Source organism: Brevibacillus centrosporus (assembly GCF_046622605.1).
Lineage (GTDB): Bacteria > Bacillota > Bacilli > Brevibacillales > Brevibacillaceae > Brevibacillus > Brevibacillus centrosporus.
On sequence record NZ_CP176856.1, the window covers coordinates 3,335,071 to 3,358,560 of the forward strand.

Annotated in this window: 24 protein-coding genes; 3 read left to right on the plus strand and 21 right to left on the minus strand. The window is 51.2% G+C overall.

All coding sequences use genetic code 11. The annotated features are described in order from the left end of the window. Positions 1 to 4 precede the first annotated feature (4 nt). The 15 genes from ACLIN2_RS16870 to ACLIN2_RS16940 all read right to left on the minus strand — a co-directional run bounded on the left by ACLIN2_RS16870 (position 5) and on the right by ACLIN2_RS16940 (position 13,104). Positions 5 to 1,534, minus strand: a complete 1,530-nt coding sequence (locus ACLIN2_RS16870; protein WP_411501634.1) for a two-component system sensor histidine kinase NtrB — start codon at positions 1,532 to 1,534, stop codon at positions 5 to 7. A 182-nt stretch (positions 1,535 to 1,716) separates the two neighbouring features. Next, positions 1,717 to 2,019, minus strand: coding sequence for an antibiotic biosynthesis monooxygenase family protein (locus tag ACLIN2_RS16875; RefSeq protein ID WP_411501635.1), 303 nt, complete (start codon positions 2,017 to 2,019; stop codon positions 1,717 to 1,719). A gap of 73 nt (positions 2,020 to 2,092) precedes the next feature. Beyond that, a complete protein-coding gene (locus ACLIN2_RS16880; RefSeq protein WP_092266852.1) occupies positions 2,093 to 3,001 on the minus strand; it encodes a hypothetical protein in 909 nt (302 codons plus the stop codon). A 91-nt stretch (positions 3,002 to 3,092) separates the two neighbouring features. Continuing rightward, positions 3,093 to 3,755, minus strand: coding sequence for a thiamine phosphate synthase (thiE, locus tag ACLIN2_RS16885; protein ID WP_411501636.1), 663 nt, complete (start codon positions 3,753 to 3,755; stop codon positions 3,093 to 3,095). Further along, positions 3,752 to 4,381, minus strand: coding sequence for a thiamine phosphate synthase (locus ACLIN2_RS16890; RefSeq protein WP_411501637.1), 630 nt, complete (start codon positions 4,379 to 4,381; stop codon positions 3,752 to 3,754). The genes thiE and ACLIN2_RS16890 overlap by 4 nt, the downstream gene beginning before the upstream one ends. Beyond that, positions 4,371 to 4,727, minus strand: a complete 357-nt coding sequence (locus tag ACLIN2_RS16895; protein WP_122959394.1) for a hypothetical protein — start codon at positions 4,725 to 4,727, stop codon at positions 4,371 to 4,373. The genes ACLIN2_RS16890 and ACLIN2_RS16895 overlap by 11 nt, the downstream gene beginning before the upstream one ends. Before the next feature lie 103 nt (positions 4,728 to 4,830). After that, a complete protein-coding gene (locus ACLIN2_RS16900) occupies positions 4,831 to 4,962 on the minus strand; it encodes a hypothetical protein (protein WP_258957575.1) in 132 nt (43 codons plus the stop codon). Positions 4,963 to 5,035: 73 nt separating this feature from the next. Beyond that, the gene (locus ACLIN2_RS16905; RefSeq protein WP_411501638.1) at positions 5,036 to 5,455 is read right to left on the minus strand and encodes a DUF3054 domain-containing protein; all 420 of its coding nucleotides are present in this window, start codon (positions 5,453 to 5,455) and stop codon (positions 5,036 to 5,038) included. A 96-nt stretch (positions 5,456 to 5,551) separates the two neighbouring features. After that, the gene (locus ACLIN2_RS16910; protein ID WP_411501639.1) at positions 5,552 to 6,142 is read right to left on the minus strand and encodes a GNAT family N-acetyltransferase; all 591 of its coding nucleotides are present in this window, start codon (positions 6,140 to 6,142) and stop codon (positions 5,552 to 5,554) included. A 103-nt stretch (positions 6,143 to 6,245) separates the two neighbouring features. Continuing rightward, positions 6,246 to 7,352 (minus strand): D-TA family PLP-dependent enzyme, encoded by a 1,107-nt coding sequence (locus tag ACLIN2_RS16915; protein WP_411501640.1) that lies wholly within the window; start codon positions 7,350 to 7,352, stop codon positions 6,246 to 6,248. 142 nt (positions 7,353 to 7,494) lie between these two features. Then, positions 7,495 to 9,021 (minus strand): tripartite tricarboxylate transporter permease, encoded by a 1,527-nt coding sequence (locus ACLIN2_RS16920; RefSeq protein ID WP_411501641.1) that lies wholly within the window; start codon positions 9,019 to 9,021, stop codon positions 7,495 to 7,497. A 13-nt stretch (positions 9,022 to 9,034) separates the two neighbouring features. Further along, positions 9,035 to 9,502, minus strand: coding sequence for a tripartite tricarboxylate transporter TctB family protein (locus ACLIN2_RS16925; RefSeq protein WP_411501642.1), 468 nt, complete (start codon positions 9,500 to 9,502; stop codon positions 9,035 to 9,037). Between the two features lie 90 nt (positions 9,503 to 9,592). Next, a complete protein-coding gene (locus ACLIN2_RS16930; protein ID WP_411501643.1) occupies positions 9,593 to 10,663 on the minus strand; it encodes a tripartite tricarboxylate transporter substrate binding protein in 1,071 nt (356 codons plus the stop codon). Between the two features lie 145 nt (positions 10,664 to 10,808). Then, entirely contained in the window at positions 10,809 to 11,498 is a 690-nt protein-coding gene (locus ACLIN2_RS16935; RefSeq protein ID WP_092266843.1) for a response regulator, read from the minus strand. Beyond that, complete coding sequence (locus ACLIN2_RS16940; RefSeq protein WP_411501644.1) at positions 11,464 to 13,104, minus strand: ATP-binding protein; 1,641 nt, start codon at positions 13,102 to 13,104, stop codon at positions 11,464 to 11,466. The genes ACLIN2_RS16935 and ACLIN2_RS16940 overlap by 35 nt, the downstream gene beginning before the upstream one ends. A 203-nt stretch (positions 13,105 to 13,307) precedes the next feature. Between ACLIN2_RS16940 and ACLIN2_RS16945 the strand changes: the two genes are divergently transcribed. Next, positions 13,308 to 14,798: an NCS1 family nucleobase:cation symporter-1 gene (locus tag ACLIN2_RS16945; protein ID WP_092266842.1), complete on the plus strand. Its 1,491-nt coding sequence runs from the start codon at positions 13,308 to 13,310 to the stop codon at positions 14,796 to 14,798. Positions 14,799 to 14,866: 68 nt separating this feature from the next. On the opposite strand, the gene ACLIN2_RS16950 is transcribed toward ACLIN2_RS16945, so the two are convergent. The 6 genes from ACLIN2_RS16950 to ACLIN2_RS16975 all read right to left on the minus strand — a co-directional run bounded on the left by ACLIN2_RS16950 (position 14,867) and on the right by ACLIN2_RS16975 (position 22,358). Next, entirely contained in the window at positions 14,867 to 16,579 is a 1,713-nt protein-coding gene (locus ACLIN2_RS16950; protein ID WP_328211555.1) for a methyl-accepting chemotaxis protein, read from the minus strand. Positions 16,580 to 16,676: 97 nt separating this feature from the next. Continuing rightward, positions 16,677 to 17,201 (minus strand): hypothetical protein, encoded by a 525-nt coding sequence (locus ACLIN2_RS16955; RefSeq protein ID WP_411501645.1) that lies wholly within the window; start codon positions 17,199 to 17,201, stop codon positions 16,677 to 16,679. 88 nt (positions 17,202 to 17,289) lie between these two features. After that, positions 17,290 to 18,180, minus strand: coding sequence for a nitrilase-related carbon-nitrogen hydrolase (locus tag ACLIN2_RS16960; RefSeq protein ID WP_092266839.1), 891 nt, complete (start codon positions 18,178 to 18,180; stop codon positions 17,290 to 17,292). Positions 18,181 to 18,209: 29 nt separating this feature from the next. Continuing rightward, entirely contained in the window at positions 18,210 to 19,595 is a 1,386-nt protein-coding gene (gene hydA / locus ACLIN2_RS16965; RefSeq protein WP_092266838.1) for a dihydropyrimidinase, read from the minus strand. Positions 19,596 to 19,695: 100 nt separating this feature from the next. Then, the gene (gene preA, locus ACLIN2_RS16970) at positions 19,696 to 20,973 is read right to left on the minus strand and encodes an NAD-dependent dihydropyrimidine dehydrogenase subunit PreA (RefSeq protein ID WP_092266837.1); all 1,278 of its coding nucleotides are present in this window, start codon (positions 20,971 to 20,973) and stop codon (positions 19,696 to 19,698) included. A 38-nt stretch (positions 20,974 to 21,011) separates the two neighbouring features. Further along, entirely contained in the window at positions 21,012 to 22,358 is a 1,347-nt protein-coding gene (locus tag ACLIN2_RS16975; protein WP_411501646.1) for an NAD(P)-dependent oxidoreductase, read from the minus strand. Positions 22,359 to 22,559: 201 nt separating this feature from the next. On the opposite strand from ACLIN2_RS16975, the gene ACLIN2_RS16980 reads away from it, so the two are divergent. Both ACLIN2_RS16980 and ACLIN2_RS16985 read left to right on the plus strand, forming a co-directional pair. Further along, entirely contained in the window at positions 22,560 to 23,072 is a 513-nt protein-coding gene (locus tag ACLIN2_RS16980) for a hypothetical protein (protein ID WP_411501647.1), read from the plus strand. 9 nt (positions 23,073 to 23,081) lie between these two features. Further along, positions 23,082 to 23,480, plus strand: a complete 399-nt coding sequence (locus tag ACLIN2_RS16985) for a hypothetical protein (RefSeq protein WP_092266834.1) — start codon at positions 23,082 to 23,084, stop codon at positions 23,478 to 23,480. Positions 23,481 to 23,490: the final 10 nt, after the last annotated feature.

Below are 23,490 nucleotides of genomic sequence, written 5' to 3' on the forward strand. Positions count from 1 at the left end.
TGTTTTACAGCTCTTCCTTGGAGCGTAAAGGCAGACGAATTTCAAAACGAGCACCTTTCAAATCGGACGAGTTGCCCGCGAAGATTTCTCCTCCATGATCTGTGATGATACGCTGTGTCGTAGACAGCCCGAGGCCTGTTCCCTCCTGCTTCGTCGTAAAAAAAGGAATGAACAGATTTTGCAAAGTCTCTTCAGACATTCCCGGGCCATCGTCCTCGACTGTAATCACGATCCGATGAATGGATGCAATGACTGTGATCCTCACCAGTGAGCCGCCGTTCGAGAGTGCTTCAAAAGCATTCTTTAAAATATTGAGAAAGGCTTGTTTGATTCTCGAGCGAAAACCGTATATGTACCAAGCTCCATGGGCAATTTGCAGCTCCAGCTTGATTCCTCGGCGGTTTGCTTCGGGCTCCAGTAAACGGATGACACCTGAAAGCTCCTCCATCACTGGAAAGCACTCCGAAACGATCTTGTCATCCCTGTACCGCGCTAGAACTAGAACATCATTTAGAAGCCCGTCAATTCTCTCTATCTCCGTCAAGATCACAGAAAAATAGGTCTCTCTGCGATTCGTTTCTTCCTGTTCCCTCAGCAGCTGGATAAAGCCTTTGATCGACGTCAGCGGATTTCTGATTTCATGCGCCATTCCTGCTGCCAATTGGCCGACTGCCGCGAGCGCTTCCCTTTTCGTCAGTTCCTCTTCGTATCGATTGCTGTCGGTTAGATTCCGCAATACGGCAATCGCTCCCCACAGCTCCCCATCATGGTAGATCGGACTCGTACTTACCGTCGTCCATTGTCCCCAATACTCCGCGACATAATGACCAGTCTGCCCCCGTTCGAGGACCCATTGCACAAAGCGCTCCCCTTCATGCGGGCGAAAGATCTCATCGATGTTTTGACCCAGGATCTTTTCTCGATTTACCTGAAACAGTTTGGCCAAGGCTTGGTTGGCTTCCACGATGTTCATTTGACGGTCAATCATCAGCACGGCAATATCAAGTGATTGCAAAACGATTTGCACTAATTCTTGCTCCGCTACTTCCGCAAATGGGTCACCGTTTCGGTTTTTCACGCGGGCGGGTACCTGCACTCCCGTCCCTATGTCGGAATGGACTTGGCCCAATTCCAGCAGCTTGGCCACTTGATTGTCCACTGCTTGGTACAGCTGCAGCTCGACTTGATAAAAGGACAGCTTGTCCTCTGTAGTGATAAGGAGACAGCTCGCATGCTCCAGCAAATGCTCGATGATCTTGTCCCGTCCGTTCCGAAGCTGCTCAGCTACATGCCGGTTGGATAAGCCCAGCTCTTCAAAAAAATTTGAGAATACGACTATCTGCTGTCTGACCTGCAGGGGATCAGAGGCTGCAAGAGCATCCCCTAATCGCAAAAAAGTTTCAACAAAACACTCTTCCCGATACATTCCACGCTCCCACACAAGTGCTTGCTGCTCGTCTGAAAGAAATGAGAGCATTTCGGCCGCCATCACAGGGGCCAGATCTGCAAAATACGTACGTATTCGATTTTTCAAAACGCTCTGGCTCCTTTGCTTCCAACTGTACCGTGGTGATTTCTTCCATTTTCCGAATGCTTCTATTATGGCTGGAAATAGGTTGATATGTAAAGCATAGTCACTAGCGAAATAGGACAAAACCAAGGCGTTTCCTACAAAAAAGGCATTTGCCCCTGTGATCAGACAAATGCCTTTGGCTATTAGGAATGGGATTTTACCGTGTAGTTTCGCAGCTCGGATTTCACCGGGCTGTTCGGGTTGCCGCCTGCGTGTGCTCGTTGGAACGCTTCACTCTGCGTCCAGTTTTGGAAATCCGCTTCCGACTCCCATTTCGTAAAGACGACGTACTCATCCCCTTCAGACGGAGCCAAGAAAAGGAATTCAAGGAACCCAGGAACACCCTTCATCCGCTCTCCACCACTGCCAAATGCTCTTACCAAATGCGATGCGTAGTCAGCTGGCACGCGAAGTCGGTTCATCGATACGTACATAATATTTGCCACGTCCTTTCCCACATTGGTTTTCCCTTCCATTATACATGGGACTCTAGCAAAACAAAAATAACCGCTGACGCATCTATTCGCGCCTGCGGTTCATTTGTTGTTCCAGCATAATATCCATCAGCAGAGTGTCCTGCAGCGGTTCTTTCGGATCCGTAGTCAACAAGGCAGCGACTGCCGCCATCGCGCAACGAACGGACTGATAGGAGTAAAAGGCATCTCGCTCTGATTCACTAAAGAGGGACAGGTCCGAGCGTTCCTGCACAGGATACGGAAAATCGGTCTCTACCCCAGCGCGGTCTAAGACGATCAAAGCCTGTTTAATCGCCAAGAGCGCAGCGCTGACGCTGATCCCGTATTCCTTTCGCAAATCATCCCACACTTGAAACGCTGATTTTTCGACTCTCTCTTGATTCGGACGCGTGATGATTCCTGATTTACGCCCTTCTTTCAGCAGCCAGTCGACAAAAATATCTGGGCGTGGAGGAAACGCGTATACCTGCAGCTTCATTTCCAGCTCTGTAGGAAAGTCCTTTGCAAAGCGTGCATGAGAAAGCGACATTTCATAGCGCCTCGAGGGATGGCCAGGAACCGTAACAAAGACAGTATCTTGACGGACAGCGGCCACCTGCAGCTTCGTACGAGCGGGGATTCGGCCCTGAGGTGCCTTCTCCCTGCGAATATTCCCAGGTATCAGCTCTGTACCAAACTGGTGATATTCGAGGGGAGAATCAATCCATGGAATCGGTTCCCGCTCCAAAATCTCATAAAGTCCATTAAAAGTAACCCATTCCCCTGGACGTCGCTGACTGCGAATAAGGACGGTATGACGCTCTTCCTCTGGCGGAACTTCGGTGTCCTGATCGTCAGGAGCAGGATTCAGACGCTTATGTTCCACAAGCGCACTTTCATTCATAGACAGACGCTCCAGCAGCTCCCGTTTGCTGACCCACTCATATCCGATTCGGTATATCCGGTTTTTCATCGGCTCCACCTCCTTTTGGTCGCCATTTGGCGTTTTTGATTTAGCCGGTTATTCGGTTAACGTACCATATGTATTTTGAGACCTGTCCGTGCTAGACAGATCGTACAATTCCCTGCAGAGCACGTGCCGCATCGCTCGGTGAATCCGCTCGCGTAATGGCGCTGATCACAGCCACTCCATCCGCACCTGCGCGAATAACTTCCGCGGCATTTTGCAGCGTAATCCCACCAATCCCCACAATAGGAAGTTCGCGGCCAACAGCTTCTCGAATGACCCTCAAGCCTTCTGGTCCGATCGGCTCTCCCGCATCCGCTTTGGATGAAGTGGCGTACATCGCTCCTACACCGATGCAGTCGACTCCGCCCGCTTGAGCGGCCAATGCCTCTTCTATGGTAGCGGCAGAAACCCCAATGTACATGTTTGGCCCTACCGCCTCTCTTACCTCAGCGAGCTGCATATCGTCTTGGCCTACGTGTACGCCATCTGCCTGCAGACGGATCGCCAAGTCCACATCGTCGTTGACAAAAAAGAGTGCCCCGCTCTCACGGCAAAGAAGCTGCAGCTGACGCCCCAGCTCATCGCGTTCATCCGCCGTGAGCTTGCTTCCCTTGTCTCTCAGCTGAAGCGTGCCTACCCCGCCTTGCAGAGCATCTGCGACGATAGCTACTGTCCGCTCGATGGAGTAATCGCAGTCCTGCGTACCGACTACAAAATAGACTCCCATTTTTTCGCGAAGTATGTTTCTGTCTTTCATATTGACCTGCCCTCCCAAGTGTCCAATACATTCCGATATGCCGCTGTTGCTTCCTTGACGTTGTGTGCATCGGTAATGCCCGATAAAACAGCGATACCTCGGCAGCCCGCCGCTAAAACTTGCGTCGTATTCGCCGGGGTAATCCCGCCAATTCCAATCACAGGAATGGACAGCGCCGCCGTGATGCTCGTAAGCTCTCCAGTTCCTCTCGGAGGAACACCCGGCTTGGAGCCACTGGGAAACAAATGACCGTACAACGCATAGGTTGCCCCTTCAGCAGCAGCTGCTTCTGCTTCCTTAACTGAATGCACAGACCTGCCAATCCATTGCTCCTTTGCTAAGAGGAGCCGCGCTTCTGATGGCGTCAAGCTGTGGTAGGCCAAATGGGCTCCCCGGCAACCGCTTGCTGCTGCAACGTCTACTCGGTCGTTGACAATCAGACAGGAGCTTGGCATGACAGTGGACAAAGCTTTTACCCAGTCCATGCACTCTCTTGCTGTACGCTGCTTTTCGCGTATATGTAAATAATCCATTCCACCCGCATAAGCTGCTTCTGCCATTGCCAGCACTTCCTCCAAGCCTTGACGGCCGTTCGTGATGACGTGCAGCTCAGGCCTAGTCGACATTGCTCTGCCCTCCGCCTCCAGATAAGGCTGCCAAGCACTCCTGCAGCCACTGCTTGGTCTTGTCATCCCCTTCGCTAGGTGCATGAGCCAATAAGTCGATAACTAATCTTCTGAGGAAAAACGTCTGTTGAATTGTCATGGGAAACGTAATCTTTTTCGGTTTTTCTTCTTGCTTCTCCAGCGTTTCCACGCCCGCGAGCAGCATATTGGCGATAGACTCGACCAGCTCGACAATCTGCTCGTTTTGCTTCAATTCATCGTAGACGCCGTCAAAGAGACGACACAATATCAAAAATGCCTGTGACGACAAGGTCACCGGCTGTACTTCCTGCATCGGTTCCGTCATGCTCTTCCCCCCACTTGCTTTCCTGATCCTGGCTAGAAAAAACAAACCCTATTATAGCACAATGCAAGGGAGCATCCATGGAGAATTAGAAAAACCGCTGAAATCAGCGGCTTTCACTTGTTCCTTCATTTCGGTCATTGTGATTGGACTGGCGCAGATTTGTATTCTTGTCTTTCTCATCAAGCGTCTTCCCGCGGTTTTTACCCAGATCCTTGCTGTTGTTGTTCTTACCCATGAATCCACCTCCCCTGACGCAGTTGTCAAAGGATAGCGTAACCAATCTGGGACTCTTTACTCCCCAATCTTAATCAGCTTTTCACAAGTTTGTGCTGTTTGCTTTTGCTAAGCGAGAAACCGATCGCAAAAAGCATGCGCCAGCCTAAGAGAAAGGCGAAGGTAATCACATACGCAACCCATGTGAACACCCAGGTCATCGGAACCCCTGTCCACCACGCTCGCAGAACTAAACCAATCGGTGCGGCAAGCGTCCAGGTGAGAAAGGTGGACAGTATCAGCCATCCAAAGGATCGATAGGACTTTTGCCCATAGCTGCGAAAAACGAAGATCGCCACTAGCCAACCTACCAAAAAGGGAGCAAGAGTATCGAGCAAGCCCAGAAAAGACACGGGTAAATGATGAGCCAATTTTCCATAGTAGGCGAAAAGCAGGAAAGCTAACAGATCACCTGCAAACAGGACATAGCCAGCCGGCAGTAAGCGAAGTTTCATGAATATCCTCTTCTCTCATGAAGCGAAGTATACAGCAAGCATGCTTCCCTTGTATTGTACACATCCTGCCTGCTGACTCACAATCGTTCCACCCGTTTATTCACGAATCAGCAACAAATGCAGCTTTTCTTGGACGTTTTTCCATTCCGTATTCGTGATGCTGAAATAGACAGAATCGCGAACGTATCCATCCGGCAAAATCACGTGATTGCGCAGGACACCTTCGCGGACACCACCGATTCGGGCAATGGCCCGTTGGGAATTCAGGTTGCGTGAATCAGTCTTGAGCTGCACACGAATGCATCCCAATTGTTCGAAGCAGTGGCGCATCAGCAAATATTTGCACTCTGTATTTATCGCACTCTTCCAAACCGAGGGAGTGAGCCATGTAAATCCAATTTCGAGGCCGCGGTCTTTCCTCACGATATTTAAGAAGCGCGTACTGCCGATGACTTTTCCATCTTCTTGGCCTATGATGGCGAAAGGAAGCTCAATTCCTTCTTCCTCATTCCTCAAAGCCGTTTCCACAAAGCTGACCGCATCCTGCAGCTGGTCGATCTTGACGCTCATATACGTCCAGATATTCTCGTATCGACCTGCCTCCCAGATTCCCTCGATATGCGCATGGCGCAAAGGCTCCAAGCGGACGTATTTTCCTTCTAGCGTGACGGGCGCAATGTTTAGCATGATTGTGTCTCCTCCGACTGTTCTGCTAAAGCTGCAAAGCAGAACAGCTCTCATAAATTTTTCCTATGATAAGGGGGGACTTCCAATCTGTCAAACATTCTTTTTATTGAACATGCCCTCTCGCGTCAACTTTCCAAGTATCGATGACTTGCCCCTCACGTACGACATGAACCTTATCAAACAAATTCATCACTGCGCAGGCATGATTGGGAATGATCTGGACACGATCGAGCAGGCGCAGGCTCGTCTCACCTTCGATACTTGCAACCCCATGTTCTTCAGACAAGCGCTGAATGACGATCTCGGGATGACCGACCACATGGCCGAAGCCTTTGACGGTTGCATTCCCGTGCGCCCCTTGGTCCAAAGCCAGTGACTTGCTCCCTGTATCCAAAACGAGCCGCTCGCCTGGACGGTGGCTTACAACCGTAGCCATCACCCGCAAGGCGCATTGTGAATATGTCGCAGCTCCTAAGCCTACTTGAATCGCATCGTAAAACACGGCATTCCCCGGGCGTATCTCCGTGATGCCAGGGACTTTGCCGGAAATCCGAAAAGTCGGGGTCGAGCCGACGCTCCTCACCTCGATAGGAATCCCATGTTCTTCGCAGAGCTGCGCGCTCGCCACGATACACTCTCCTTCGTAACGGCCGATGCGCTCAATCTGCTCGTAATCTGTGGCAGCGTAAGAATGCCCAGCATGGGTATATAGCCCTTTCAATTTCAGGTTGGGGCAACGTTCACTGACATACTGTGCCAGCCTCAGGGTAGGCTCACCTGGATCGACACCGCAGCGCTTCAGGCCAGAATCGATTTTCAGCCAGACTTCTACCTCTTGATCAATAGGCTGAAAGAATTGTTGGACGTGGGCTGCTTGCTCTTCCGAATCAATCGTGAGGATGATCGTTGCAAGAGGAAGCAGCGCAGCTACTCGCTCCAGCTTTGTACGTGACGCGAGCGGATAGGCAATCAGGATGTTGTCGATCCCCCCTTTCACCATCACCTCTGCCTCCGATACTTTTGCTACAGTGATCCCGCACGCTCCGTTTGCCATCTGTAGCTTTGCGATTTCAATCGACTTGTGCGTTTTGATATGGGGACGCCACGCGATGCCTTGTTCTTTCGCAAAGTCGTCTACCTGCCTCATATTCGCTTCCATGATGTCAAGGTCTACTAGCAATGAAGGTGTGTCCAATTGTGTTATGTCCACTTTTCCATGCCCTCCAGATCCATTTCATAATATTAGGAAAAAGCATTACGTTTGTTTCATCATACACGGGGATTCGATGGTTGAAAAGGAAGCAGAAAAAGTCCCGTTTGCAGCTTTTTTCTACAAAGGGGACTCCTTCCTCTTACGCTTCCTCGGAAATGACAACTTCTTTTCCACGCATCTTCAATAACAAGGGAATCACCAGCCATAGGAGCGCACCGAGAAGAAACACAGCCGATATTGGCTTGGAGAGAAAGATGGTAAAATCACCGTTTGAGGTAGTCAGCGCACGACGCATGTTATTTTCGATCATGGGCCCTAGAACGAGCCCCAAAACCAAAGGCGCCAGCGGAAAATCATTTTTCGCAAAAAAGTAACCCGCCACTCCACAAATCACCAGTAGCACGAGATCGAAAGTACTAATCTGGACTGCGTAAACTCCGAACACAGAAATTGCGATAATCATCGGAAGCAAATATTGCGATGGCGTCTCGATGATCTTGGCAAACACTTTGACGAGCGGCATGTTCAAAATCAGCAGCATCACGTTCCCGATGAACATGCTGGCGATCAACCCCCAGGCGATTTGCGGATGGTCCGTGAACAAGAGTGGACCAGGCTGAACATTGTACATGAGAAGAGCTCCCATCAGGATCGCCGTTGTACCTGAGCCTGGAATTCCCATGGTTAAAAGCGGAACCATCGCGCCGCCAGAAGCTCCATTGTTTGCAGATTCCGGCGATGCTACCCCCTCGATCGCCCCTTTTCCAAACTGGGAAGGATCTTTGCTGAGCTTCTTTTCTACGATATAGGCAAAGAAGGATGCCAATGTAGCTCCTGCACCAGGGAGGACGCCGATAAAAAATCCAAGAATGGAGCCCCGTGCAATCGGAGCGGCGCTTTGCTTCAATTCCAGTAGAGACGGGCGAATACGACCGACCTTTATGATTTCCTTGTTCTCTTGGTCTTGTTCGAGAGTGGTTTTGAAGACTTCTCCTAAGGCAAACAGCCCCACTGCGATCGTTAAGAACTCCAAGCCCTGATACAAATCAGGGACATCATAGGTGAACCGGGCAACACCAGACACACTGTCAATTCCAATCGTAGCCAGCAACAAACCGAAGACTGTCATGATCAGCGCCTTGGTCATTGACTTTCCACCCAAGCCGCTTACCGCGCAAAGACCGAGAATCATGAGGGAAAAGTACTCCGCTGGTCCAAATTTCAGGGCGAGGACCGACAAAGGCTCCGCCAAAAAAACCAGGGCAATCAGCGCCACGATGCCTGCAACGAAGGACCCGATCGCTGAAATCGATAGTGCCGTACCTGCTCTGCCCTGTCGCGCCATCTGGTAGCCGTCCAGCGTAGTCACTACCGAAGAAGATTCGCCCGGGGTATTTAACAGGATCGATGTCGTCGATCCCCCGTACATCGCGCCGTAATAGACACCTGCCAGCAGGATGATTGCACTCGCCGCAGCCGATTCCGGGGGGAGACCAGATGTAAGTGATGCCGTCACAGGCATGAGAAGTGCCACACCGCTCATCGGACCGATTCCGGGAAGAACCCCTACTGCCGTTCCGATCAATACGCCTACAAACGCATAGAGCAGGTTATGCCATTGCAAGGCGAGGAGAAAGCCATCACCCAAATATTGCAGCGCATTCATGATCCATCCCTCCTTACAAGCCTAGCCAGGAAGGAAATCCAGGCAGCGTTCCCTGCAGTAAATAGACGTACATATAGTAGACACCTGCAGAAAATAACAGCGATATGGCGGCAGTCTTTATCCAGCTGCTGCTGCCCATCACCCGAAAAGCAACGGCCAGGAAGAAAAAGGTAGCGATCAAGTAGCCGAGTGTCTCAAATAGAAATACGTAGATAAAGGTTGCCGCGAGTATCAGCAAAAATCGCCCGTAGTTTCGTTTCTCGGAGGCTGCTGGTGCTGGCCCCGTCTTTTTGTGCTTACTCGTCTCCCAGAACAGTCGCAGGCTCAGCAGGATTAAGAGAATGCCCAGTCCAAGCGGAAACATGTTAGGACCTACTTCACTTCCGTAAGCGCTGGCAGCAATCGAACGGCTCTCCACAATAAACGCTGCACCTATGATGGCAAAAAAGATACTTCCCAAGCGATCAAATGTGAGATTCATGCTCTTCCTCCTGTACGATTTCATTAGCAGTCGCGGGCCGCGATGACTTCATCTATGAAAAAAGGAGAGGATGACCCTCTCCTTTTTTGTTTATTTTGCCATGCCTAGAGAGGTCAGCAGCTCTTTAACCAGCTTGTCTTGTTCGTCAAGGAAAGAAGTGAAGGTCGCCGCATCCTTGTATTCCGCTTCCCATCCGTTAGCCGTCAGTTCTTTTTTCCATCCCTCATTGTCGTTCAGCTCTTTGAGTTTCGCATCCCAGTAGGCTTTGGCATCCGCCGGCATCTCTGCAGGACCAAAGACGCCGCGCCATATCGTGAAGGTCGCATCGATTCCCTGCTCTTTCAACGTTGGCACATCGCTCAGCACGCCAGTCAGCCTTCGATCGGAAGTCACACCCAACACTCGGATTTTCCCCGCTTTCAGATACTCCCCCACCCCGGATGCATCTGTTGCGATCATATCGGCATTTCCACCCAACAATGCGGCAATCGCTTCGCCACCGCCATCGTAGGAAACGTATTTGACGCTCTTTGGATCAATCCCATACTTGGCAGCAGGAAGAACGCTCACCAGATGGTCCATCGAACCAGGAGCGGAGCCACCTGCTACCGTAAGCTTGGTCGGATCCGCTTTGATCGCATCCAGCAAGCTCTTGATGTCTTTATAAGGGGAGTCCGCCTTTACGACTAGCGCGCCAAAATCCTTCGTCATTTGCGCCAGCGGGGTTACTTCCCGATATCCGTATGGCGTATTTCCTTCCTTTTTATTGTTGTTAATCAGGATTGGTGGGGAACTGACAAACAGTCTGTATGGATTCCCTTTGTCCTTGTTCACATACTCTGCCATGAAAACGGTCCCGCCGCCGCCAGGTTTGTTTTCAATGGTAATGGTCTGGCCTACCAGCTTGCTCTCATTCAATACCTTTCCCAGCGACCGAGCCGTTTTGTCCCAGCCACCGCCCGCTCCTGATGGCGCTACGATGACAAGTGGCTTTTCCGGATAACTCGAAGCGGCCGGTGCCGTTTGTGCTCCAGTCCCTCCAGAGCTGCCATTGCCACCTGCGCTTCCCGTGCTTCCCGTCCCAGCATTCCCCCCGCTACAAGCTGCCAGTGTGAGTGTAAAGAAAACAGACAGCGCGATCCATACCTTTTTCTTTTGCATCCCGCATCCCCCTTGACCTTACGTTAATGTAAGCGCATACAACACTTACCCTTACCGTATCATGAGGATTTGGAAGTGAATAGTTTTCGTGCATAAGGTTTATTCTGAATTTTGTGCACTTTTCGTTCATATTGTTCACGGCTCGCTAGGACAAGTACCGATACTTTCTTTCTGGTCTCCCCACTGTCCCATAGAGCAGGTCGGCGCGGGCCTTTTTCTCTAGAACGAGGTATTCCAAATAGCGTCTTGCTGTCGTTCTGCTGGTTCCAATTACTTTTCCGATCTCTTCTGCCGAGACGCCCTTCTCTCCCGTTCGCCGGATCGCCTGGATTACTTTTTCCAGCGTCAGCAGATCGATTCCTTTTGGCATTGCGGTCTCCCGTGTCTTTCCTGCCTGAAGATTGCGGGTCAGGATCCGATCGATCACTTCTTGATCGACTTCTCCAACCTCCTTTGTCCGCCATAAATGCTGGCGATAGCTCTCCAGGCGTTCGCGAAACCGTTCAAAAACAAGCGGTTTGACGATGTAATCATACACGCCTCCCCGTAGCGCCTCCTGTACCATCTCGATCTCTTTTGCAGCCGTGATCATCATGATATCGACGCTGCGATGATGCTGGCGGACGTGCCAAACCAGATCAGTGCCGAGCATATCAGGCAAATAAACGTCGAGCAGAACTAGATGCGGCTGCATAAAAGAAAGCAGCTCTTTCGCCTCCGCTCCGTTCGTTGCTGTTGCAATGACGTCGAACCCCTCTATTTTACTGACAAAGCGTCTGTTGATATCGATGATCCTCAAGTCATCTTCCACGATCAGCACTTCCACCTTCTGCACCCAGATCCCTCCGTTCCTTCGGGAGTGACACCGTGAACAACGCGCCTCCCCATTCACTTCCTCCTACCAGAATATATCCTTTCATTTCTTGGATAATCCCCTGCACCTTTGCCAGTCCCAGTCCTCTATGCTCACCTGGCTTTGTGCTAAACCCGTCCTGAAAGATCACTTCACGCAAATTTTCGGGTACACCCGGCCCGGAATCCTCTACTTCAAACAGGATTTCTGCCTCCGTATCCGACAGATAGCATTCCACTACTTTTCGCTCGACAGCAGCTTCGTTGACGGCCTCCAAGGCGTTCTGAATCAATGTACCAAGCAGCACAATGACTTGCTGGCGGTTGATCGTTGGCGGTAGAGACTTCAAGCTGCTGTCTTGATTGATTTGAAACTGAATTTTCAGTTCCTTTGCGCGATTGTGCATCCCTACCAACAAGGCGCCGATCAAAGGATCCGGTATTTTTTTGGCCAAAAAGAGCATCATTTCCTGCTGCGCGGATGTCTCGCTGGTAATCAGTTCGACTGCTTCCTGAATCGAACCTAGCTGCAGAAGACCGGAAATCGTATACAGCAGATTGTGAAACTCGTGGGTCTGTGCGCGCAGCACCTCTGCATAACGGCGCGTTTGCGATAACTCGGACACGAGCTTGTCGATCTCTGATTTGGGACGGAAGCTGCTGACGACACCGACGATTTTGTCTCCCAGCCTCATCGGAATACGGTTCACGATGATCTCTTTCCCTACGAGTATCGTTTCTCTGTCCAATTGATGCTCGCCTGTTTCAAGCACGTCTGGCATACGGCTGTCCGGCAAAACCTCCGTGATTTCTTTGCGGTGAAAATCTTCATTTGGAAGCTCCAAAATGCGTATGGCTGCCTTGTTCATCATGGTCACCTTGTTGTTTCGATCGATGGCCACGATCCCTTCCCGCACGGATTCCAGCACGGCATTGCGCTGAATATACAAAGCGGCGATCTCTTCCGGCTCCAGTCCCAGTATGACTCGCTTTAAATAACGGCTAACACCAATCGCGCCTACAACGCCAAAGAGCAGAGCCAGAATAATAATCAGAACGACCTTCTCCTGATAAGCCCCTATGGCGCTCTCAATATCCTCTAGCAAAAATCCAACAGAAACAATGCCGATGACATCCCCGTTGTCATTTTTGATCGGGACCTTCCCGCGCAGCGATGGCCCAAGGCTCCCCACCGCCTTTGAAATATAGGACTGCCCGTACAGGAGTCCCTGCTCATTGTCACCGCCTACCATTTCCTTCCCGATTCGATCCGGCAGCGGATGGGCGTATCGAATTCCCTCCCGATTGCCCACAACGACAAATTCCGCCTCAGTCTGTTTGCGTATATTTTCCGCGATCGGCTGAATGAGAGCGGACGGATCCTCTGTCGCAAAGGCATTGCGCAGCTCGGGGTCATTCGCCACGATTTTTGCCACGCTAAGCGCCTTTTTTCCCAGCTGTTCCTCAATAGAAGATCCAATAATGGAAGCAAAGACAGCTCCCATTGACCCAATAATCAGAATAATGACGAAAGTAAATAGCACAATCATTCTCGTTTGCAAGGATAATCGCAATTTGGTTGTGGTCACAAAATTCACCTCTTGGAACATAGTACCATCTTCTCTGCGTTTTTCGATAGCTTGCTCTATGCGGTCCACTCTAGCGCGAGGTTTCGTGAAATTTGTGGAATTTGGTCTTCTCGTCCACAATATAATGTTACAACTTGTATTCGAGACAAACTGGGGCTTTTGTCCGAATACCAGAATCACTACTGGAAAAGGAGGGATTTGCTGTGAAAACCCAAGCGGAATCAAATGGCATCGTTACGCTGACAGGCGAAGGCGAGAAGCTGGTCAAAGACAGCCCGCTCTATAACGAAGGGCTGCGACCAACTACCCGTGCCGAACACTCGTGGACAGCGTATAATTTTGCCAGCCTTTGGGTCGGGATGTCGATCTGTTTGCCTACTTATGCGATGGCTGCAGGCTTAATCTCCCTCGGCATGAACTGGTGGCAGGCAATCATCACGATCATTCTCGGGAATGTTATTGTCCTTATTCCGATTCTCCTCAACTCCCACGCAGGCACAAAATTCGGAATCCCGTACCCTGTTTTTGCCCGTCTTTGGTTTGGGTCAAAAGGAGCACATATTCCAGCGGTTGCCCGTGGCTTGATCGGGGCGGGATGGTTCGGGATCAACTGTTGGTTCGGCGGGGCGGCAATCGATACGCTGCTGATGTCCATGACAGGCTGGGAGCATGTCCCCGGGCATCTGTGGATTGCCTTCTTTGCCTTCTGGCTGCTGAACGCATGGATCGCCTATCGGGGACCTGAAACCATCAAGAAAATGGAGGCTTGGGCAGCTCCCATCCTCATTATCATGAGCCTTGCCTTGCTGGTTTGGGCATTGACAAAAGCAGGTGGCTGGGGACCTATGTTATCCGCGCCATCCAAATTCACTTCCTCTGGCGAATTCCTGAAAGTCTTCTTCCCTGCCTTGACTGGTGCCATCGCATTTTGGGCGACAATGGCTCTCAATATTCCTGACTTTTGCCGATACGCGAAGAGTCAAAAAGCACAAATCATCGGGCAATCCTCTTCCTTGCCAACCACGATGGGCGGCTTCTCCTTCATCGGGGTAGCCGTAGCGTCTGCTACCGTCGTCATTTATGGGGAAGCGATCTGGGATCCAGCAGCGGTCCTAGCCAAATTCTCTCCGTTTGCCATTTTCCTGGGAACGATCGGGATCATCCTCGCCACTCTCACTACCAACGTCGCGGCGAATATAGTTGCCCCTGCCCGTGCCGTTGAAAACCTCGCTCCTCGCAAGCTCACTTACGAGCATGGCGCCATCATCGCCAGCGTAGTGTCCTTGTTGATGCAGCCCTGGTACATCCTCGAAAATTTCGGAAACTACATTTTCTTATGGCTCGGCACGTACGGCGCGCTGCTAGGTCCGATTGACGGGATTGCCATCGCTGACTACTGGCTGGTCCGCAAGAGAAGAATTCACCTCACCGAGCTTTATAAGACAAATGGGATCTACTCCTACAAAACCGGCTATAACACCCGCGCTCTTTGGGCCATGGCAATCGGGATCGTCATTCCCTTCGTCTGCAAGTACGTCCCGGCTCTCTCCATCATCTGGGACAATGCCTGGACAGTCGGCCTGCTCATCTCCTTGGCCATCTACACCTGGATGATGCGAAATGATTCTACGATCATGAGCGTGAAGGACTACGAGAAGGTCACAGCACGTGGTGGAGAGTCGAAAGCCTCATAAATATGCGATCTATGAAAAAGACTGGCAAATCCTTTGAGGGATGCCAGTCTTTTTCTTTTCGAGTATTTCTACCATTTGAACTGACTGATGGATTCTTGCAGCTCGTGGGAGAGTTTATTCAGATTGTTGCTGGAACGTGCAATTTCCTGCATGGACGCCACCTGCTCTTCCGCTCCAGCAGAAACGCCTTGCGTATGCAGGGCAGCTTCTTCGGCCAGTCGATTCATTTCGTCCATAGCGGATGCCACTTGTTGAACGCTGGCAGACATTTGCTCCGTCGCTGCCGATACGTCCTGGATTTGATCCGCTACTTCTTGGGAAGAGGCAACGATTCGTTGGAAGGTCACTCCTGCTTCCTGTACAACGATCGCTCCTCTTTCGGCTTCCTTCGTTCCATCCTTCATCACGTGCACAACCTGCGTCGTCTCTTGCTGAATTTCTCCAATCAAGCGAGCAATTTCCAAGGCTGATTGTTCTGACTGCTCAGCCAATTTTCGCACCTCATCGGCAACTACGGCAAATCCTCTGCCATGTTCACCAGCACGTGCCGCCTCGATCGCTGCGTTCAAAGCAAGCAGATTCGTTTGGGAAGCGATGCCGGTAATCACATCGACGATCTGCCCGATTGCTTCCGAACGCACGCCGAGCAGTTGAACGAGTTCCGCTGCACGATTGACGGATTGCGAAATCGAGTCCATCTGAGATACAGCTTTTTGAATGTGTGCATTTCCTTGTTCTGCTTCCACAGCGGCTTGCGCAGATGTTTCAGAAACAGAGCTGGATGTGTCGGCAATTCGCTGGATCGCGATCGACATCTCTTCCATGACACGTACGCTTTCTTGCGTCCGTTGCGTCTGAACTTCCGACGCGCTTGCGATTTGTTGCACACTTTCAATCGCTTGCTCGGATGCATGTGCGGATTGCTCTGCACTCGCCGAAAGCTCCTCAGAGGATGCTGCTACCTGTTCCCCTGCTACTTTTACTTGTTCAATCAAGGAGCGGAAGTTGTTAACGAGACCGTTGAAAGCCAATCCCAGCTTCCCAACTTCGTCGCGAGTCACGTAGCGGACTGGCTCTACTGCCAGGTTACCTTGGGCAAGTTCTTCCATTCGATTGACGACGACACGCAAAGGCTCGGAGATCATACGGGAAATCAAATACCCAAGGGCCATTGCGATCACGAGGCTAAGAATACCGACTCCAGCCAGCAGCAGCTCTGCATTTTTGGAATCTACTTCATTTGCCTGACGAATTTGTTCGGCTTGCTGCGACTTGTAATTCGCCCAAGTCAACTGCTCCTGATTGATCCAATTCAGAGTCTTATCGGTAGCGCGATAAAAGGAATAGGCCTGGTCCGTTTGCTGTGCACTGATCATCTTGATCACTTCGCCCTGATCTCCTCGATACTGGTTGAGGAGTTCTTCGAGCATGTTGGCGCTCTCCTGCTCGGTCTTATCGAGCTCGGCTGACTTCAAGTTTTCAAAGATTCGGTTTGCGGCATCCATCCGCTGCTCCAGCTCCGTCTTGTACTCGGCCAAAACAGCTGGAGAAGTTTCCAGAATCATTTTGTAAACCAAGCCGTCAATCGCTCTCATCTCTTGACGCCAATCATTAATCCATTTGACAGGCAGCAGCTGATCCTTGTACATCGACTGAATACGGTCACTCGCAACTTGCAAGTGGTAATAGCCAGTGAAGCCTACCCCTACCAAGAATACAGCCATCAAAATGATTAGGCTAAACAGTTTTGCTCTCGTGCTTAAATTCCGAAAGAGACTCATCGTTGTTTGGCGATCCTCCTGTTCATGGTGCAATAAAAGTAGAAAAAGCTCGAATATTGTCTAATCTTACCAAATTAAGACAGACAAGTCGATAGTCTTAGGTTATTTCACTCAGATCCACAACCGACAAAATGGAAATTTCGTGAATTTGCATATCAGGTTGATAGCAAACATAGTAAGTTAGTTCTGGACTGATCCTGTACTGTAGTCCTGTATACCCTTCTGCTAGCAAATAGGAACGTACCTCGTCCCCTGTCCACTCCAGCCATTCCCGATACCCCATGGAATGGGATCGATGCTCCAATGCCTCCATGGAATACCCCGCGCGCAGTACATCGGTACGCAGCTCATTTTCGCCATAACGCTCGTCCAAGCGCAGCAGTCCGGTCGCATCGACTTCCTGGCGCAAGATGGCTGCTTTGTCCCATACCGTTTCGGCATGACAGATGGCATATTGTGCCGCGACCTCCGGATTGCTTACCAAGTATACGCCTGAACCAAAAACAGCCTTTGCACTTGCACCATTGACAAAATACCTGCGCTCCTCTCGCTCATACCGCCCCGAGCGAACGACTCGCAACGCCTCTTTATATTCCACACCCCGAAAAACGATTTGCCTCATCCCGGTATTCTCCTCACGTTCCAGTGATAGGAGCTACTCTTTCATGCGAAAAGGAGGAAGACGCTAGGTTGGCGCCTCCCTCTCCTCATCAAGGCAGAAGTTTAACCATGTCATCATACGTCTCTGGACGGCGGTCTCTGTAGAACTGCCAGGTATCGCGGACTTCGTGAATCTTGTTCTTATCCATTTCCGCGATAATGATCTCATCCTGATCACGGCTTCCTACAGCGACGAATTGTCCCCGCGGATCCACCAGATAGGACTGCCCATAAAATTCGCCCATGTTCCAAGGCGCTTCCATTCCTACCCGATTGATGGCGGCGACGTAATATCCATTGGCCACGGCATGTGCTGGCTGTTCCAACTTCCACAAATATTCGGAAAGTCCAGCCACTGTTGCAGAAGGGTTGAAGACAATTTCAGCTCCGTTCAACCCCAAGAGACGTGCGCCTTCTGGAAAATGGCGATCGTAGCAGATGTAGACCCCTACTTTGGCAAAAGCCGTATCAAACACCGGGTAGCCTAGATTGCCCGGCTTGAAATAGTACTTTTCCCAGAAGCCCCATCCGTTGTTCCCCACACCTACATGGGGAATATGCTGTTTTCGGTATTTGCCCAAGTACGTTCCATCAGCGTCAATGACGGCAGCCGTGTTGTAGTAAGTCCCGATTCCTACCCGCTCGTACACAGGCAGGATCATGACCGTACCCAGCTCCCGTGCCAATGAGCTGAACTGTTGCACGGTCGGCCCATTTGGCACTTCCTCGGCTGCCTCATACCATTTCGCGTTTTGCTCGGAGCAGAAGTAAGGACCGTAGAAAATTTCTTGAAGGCAGATGATTTGTGCTCCTTTACTGGCAGCATCTCGCACCATTTTGACGTGCTTTTCGATCGCCTTCTCTTTATGGAGGTGAACGGGTTCGTCCCCATTCACATCGTTTTTTGCCTGGATCAGTCCGATGCTTACTTTATTTACCATCCCATCCCTTCTCCTCTCTATTCCCTCTCTTACGGACGTGTAAACCTCGAACGTTTCAAATAGCGTCCTGCACCCGCTTGACCAACAAACTGTTTATCACGAACGACGAAGGAGCCTCGCGACAAGACGCTTACCACTTCCCCTTGGACTTCCATTCCCTCAAACGGGTTATAGTCTATATTCATGTGATGGGTGCTTGCGGATATCGTTCTTTTCACGTCGGGATGAAAGAGGACGAGGTCAGCGTCCGATCCAACCGCTACCGTCCCTTTTTGCGGGAACATCCCGAACAGTTTCGCCGCTTTTGTCGAGGTGAGATCCACCAGCTGGTTCAAGCTGATCTTTCCTTTCTGTACCCCTTCGGAAAAAAGCAGGGTTAGGCGATCTTCAATGATTGGCCCGCCGTTTGGAATTTTCGTAAAATCATCGCGTCCCAGTTCTTTTTGCCCCACGAAGTTGAACGGACAATGGTCAGAGCCCACCGTTTGCAGGATGCCGTTCTTCAAGGCGCTCCAGAGCACTTCCTGATTCCATTTTTCACGAAGCGGTGGGGACCAGACATACTTGGCACCCTCAAAATCCGGTCGATCCAGGTCTTCGATATCGAGCACGAGGTATTGCGGACACGTCTCCCCGTAAATGTTCCAGCCTTTCTCACGCGCTTCTGCGATCCGACGTACGGCGTCCGCGCAAGAGACGTGCACGACGTACAGCTGCGCGTCCGCGAGAGCCGTCAGGGCGATCGCACGTCCCGTTGCTTCTCCTTCCGCCTCTGGAGGTCTTGTGTAGGCATGGTAGATCGGGTCCGTATTCCCTTCCGCCAATGCCTTCTTGGTCAAATAGTCAATGACATCTCCATTCTCCGCATGGACTTGAACCAGCGCTCCGATTTCCTTTGCACGTATCAGTGTTTTGAACAAGGTCTCATCGTCAGCCATCAGAACGTTTTTGTAGGCCATGAACACTTTGAGCGAAGTAATCCCTTCATTGGCAACAACGGACGCAAGTTCATCCAGCACCTGATCGTTAGCATCGGAAACCATTAAGTGAAAGCCATAGTCAATAACCGCTTTTCCACGCGCTTTTTCATGCCAGGTAGCAATCGCGGATTGCAGCGACTCTCCTTTATTTGTCAGGCAGAAGTCGACAATGCTCGTCGTTCCGCCAAATGCTGCAGCCTTCGTCCCTGTAAAAAAGTTGTCGGAGGTCACTGTTCCGCCAAAAGGCATGTCGAGATGCGTATGGGGGTCAATCCCACCCGGCAATATGTAGCAGCCGGTGGCATCAATCTCCTCTGCGCCAGCGGTATCGAGGTTGTACCCGATCGCGACGACCTTCTCCCCCTCGATCAGCACGTCTGCCTGGTACGTATCTGCTGCCGTTACAACCGTCCCGCCACGAATCCACTTTTTCATCCTTGCCCCTCCCCTGTTCTTTTTCTGCAGCCAGATTGAGACACAGCTTTTCCGTACAGGCTATGCGCCTATTTGGAAAAAGATTACGAACATCTGGTACTTATGTCTCAGCCGTCCCTTTTGCTGCCAATGCTGCCTGCCGTTGATTCCAGCTGAGTGGCGGCAAGTCGCTCGGAATTTCGACCATTTCGATCGTTCCCTCCACCGGACATACGATGGAACAAAGGTTGCAGCCCACACAGTCCTCTTCGCGTACGACGAGCCGCTCCGCCCCTGTTGCCTCGTCCTTCAGAATGTCGATACATTGATGGGAAGTATCTTCACAGGCGATATGGCACTTGTTGCAGTTAATACAGGTCTCCTCGTGAATCCGGGCAACTACTTTGTAGTTCAGATTGAGATGGCCCCAATCCGAGTAGGTAGGTACAGCCTTGCCGACGATGTCCATAACGGAGGAAATCCCTCGTTGATCGAGGTAGTTGTTCAGCCCGTCAATCATGTCCTCCACGATTCTAAAGCCGTGATGCATGGCAGCCGTACACACCTGGACGCCAGTCGCACCCATCAGCAAAAATTCCACGGCATCCCGCCAGTTGGAAATGCCCCCAATGCCGGAGATCGGCACGCCAACCTGGGCGTCGCGAGCGCATTCCGCCACCATGTTCAAAGCGATAGGTTTTACTGCTGGGCCGCAATAGCCGCCATGTGCGCCTTTTCCATCCACATGAGGAATAGGCAGCCAGCGATCCAGGTCGACTCCTATCAAGCTGTTGATCGTGTTGATCATACTGATCGCATCCGCTCCGCCCAAAGAAGCAGCCCTGGCCGTAAAACGAATGTCCGTGATATTAGGCGTCAGCTTGACGATGACGGGTGTCTGCGCCACTTCCTTTACCCATTCGACCTGCTGCCGGATCAGATCGGGATGCTGACCGACTGCCGAGCCCATCCCCCGCTCCGCCATCCCGTGTGGACAGCCGAAGTTCAACTCCAGTCCGTCTACGCCAATTGCCTCCACCTTTTTCACAATTTCATGCCAAGCCTCTTGCTTGTGCTCCACCATCAACGAAGCGATGAGTGTGTGCTTCGGAAAACGTTTTTTGGTCTCATCCATTTCCTTTAGATTTACTTCCAGCGGTTTGTCGGTAATGAGCTCGATGTTGTTAAAGCCGAAAACGCGCTGTCCCCCAAAATGCAGTCCCGCAAACCGCGAAGTCACGTTGATGATAGGCTCCCCCAAGGTCTTCCAGACAGCTCCGCCCCAGCCTGCTTCAAATGCCCGTTGCACTTGGTAGCCGGAGTTTGTGGGCGGTGCCGATGCTAGCCAAAAAGGATTGGGTGATTGTATGCCAGCCAGATTGATAGATAGATCTGCCATTTCCTCTCTCCTCCTTACGCGTGAAATTTCTGCAACACTTACACGGGCTGCTTTTGGTCTGTTAACGTTTGGTGAATGGCATGCGCCGCTCGTCTGCCGTGGTTGGCTGCATCGACTACCATCGCATCGGTCTTCCCGCCTCCGAAAATAATGTCGCCCGCTGCGAACACTTTCGGGTTACTCGTCCGATAGGTGCCGTCCTCGACTTCGACGATGCCTTTGTTGTGCTCCAGTTGAAACGCATCGATCAGAGGCACAAGCCGTTTCTGCCCGATTGCTTTGACCACGAAATCGACTTCGATCACAAACTCACTGCCGGGAACAGGTACGGGGCGCTTTCTTCCTTTCGCATCCGGCTCGCCCAGCTCCATCCGGATCAGCTCCAGCCCTTTCACCACGCCACCTTCCCCGATCACGCGGGACGGGGCCACCAGCCAACGGAATTCCACCTCATCCTGTTTGGCAAACTCATATTCGAACTGATAACAGGACATTTCGTTCACGGTACGTCGGTAAAGGATCTGGACATTGTCGGCTCCCAGCCTCTTGGAACAGGTAGCCGCGTCGATCGCTGTATTGCCCGCGCCAATGACGACCACTTTCTTCCCGACCATTTTGTCCGTCAAGGCTTGGCTCTTCGTCTCTTCCACCAGCGTAATCGCGTCTAGCACGCCTTCCAGATTTTCGCCCTCAATCTGCAGGTCAGGAACGTTTCCCATCCCTGCGGCAAGCAAAACGGAATCAAAGTTCGCAAGCAGTTCCTCGGCACTTACATCTATGCCGATCTGGGTATTCGTCTTGATCTCCACTCCAAGCTCTTCAATTTGCTCGACTTCCCACAAAGAGATTTCCTGAGGCAAACGGAAGGAGACGATCCCGTACGTATTTAGCCCGCCTGCCTTTTCCTTCGCTTCATACACAGTAACCTGATACCCCAGCCGCGCAAGCTCCCGGGCGGCTGATAAGCCAGCCGGTCCCGCTCCGATGATAGCGACACTCTTTCCATTCGCTTCACCTTTTTGGAACAGCTTCGCCTTGTTTTGGATGGCCCAGTCCGTTGCATGTCGCTGCAGCAGGCCGATCATGATCGGCTTGGATGCATGATTCAGTACACAGGCGCCTTCGCAAAGCTCCTCTGTGGGACATACACGGGCGCAGCTTGCCCCTACTGGATTGGAATCCATAATGGTGCGAGCCGAGCCAAACAAATTTCCTGTCGAGATCTTCTTGATAAACGAGGGAATATCGATGGAGGTGGGACAGGCCTTGATACAAGGGGCGTCATAACAATACAGGCACCGATTTGCTTCATCGATGGCTTCCTTCGGTTTTAAAGCAGGGACCACTTCTTTAAAGCTGCTCTGCAGATCATGCGGAACGCCCATTTTTCACAACCTCCTTGCCCTTTGTAATAAAAATAATGTGCTTGCTATTAATCAATGTGAGAATGAATGATTTTATGATTGTTACATTTCCTTTCGAAATACAAACGGGACGCAATCATTCATGGACGCGTGGAATGATTGATTTCATTCGCGAATAGGGATAAACAAACGAGATGGTTATGACAGTGAGGCGATCTATCCATGAAAGACTACGAGCAGCAAATGGCTCGCATACGAAATCAAATGGCTCAGCTGAACGAACAGCTGGTCCAGCTCGAAGCCGAGCATCTTGCCTTTTGCGAACAGCAGGAGCGTCGCTTGTCGTATCTCTCCTCAAGAGAGATTCTGGACATACTGGAAGCTCGTCAAGGAAGAAATGGCAGCATGGCTACCATCAAGCGCTGGGCGGATAGCGGTTATCTAGGAGAGGTCATTGACGAACGCGAGGCTTTTCCTTTGCTGGCCAGCAAACAGGGAAACAAGCGATTCTTGTACCCGCGCGAAGCGGTTTTTCGATTTCTGCACGAGAAAGGGTTGTTTGAGCCTGCTTTCGATATACTGGATCGGGTCCGTCTCCGCTCTCCCTCTGGTCAAGTCGGAGCTTTGGTTACCTCTATCGAGAGAGATGGTGATCGCTTTACCTATCAAGTCCAACTAGAAGAAACGGGAGCTGTCCTGACAGCCATTGACGAGAACGACTTGCTACTCCCGTAAGGAGGCCTTATGGAACTGGCAGCGATTACTCTGGAAAACACGGTTCCTAATCAGGAATTATCGCGACGGATACGAGATTTCCATAAAAAAAAGGGGCAGCCCCTCGCCATTCGGTTTAGCGAGGAACTGACCCATATCATTTTGGAAGCACCCTGCCTCTACGTTCCTGCTCCACAGCAGCTAGATGACAAAGCCATCGTGGACGGACAAGTACGAAAAAGTGCTGATTACTTTGAAATTCATCCGAAAAGCAAGGGCAAAACGATCAACCTGCATCTGGACTCCGAGCTGGTAGCAGAATTGGAAATGATTCGATCGCGCGTAAGCAGCAAAACCCAGTCAGAGGTCATTCGGGAGCTGTTTATCCGCGGTATGCGCTCCTATCTGAGAGAGGAGGAAGAAACATAGTCTGTCAGGA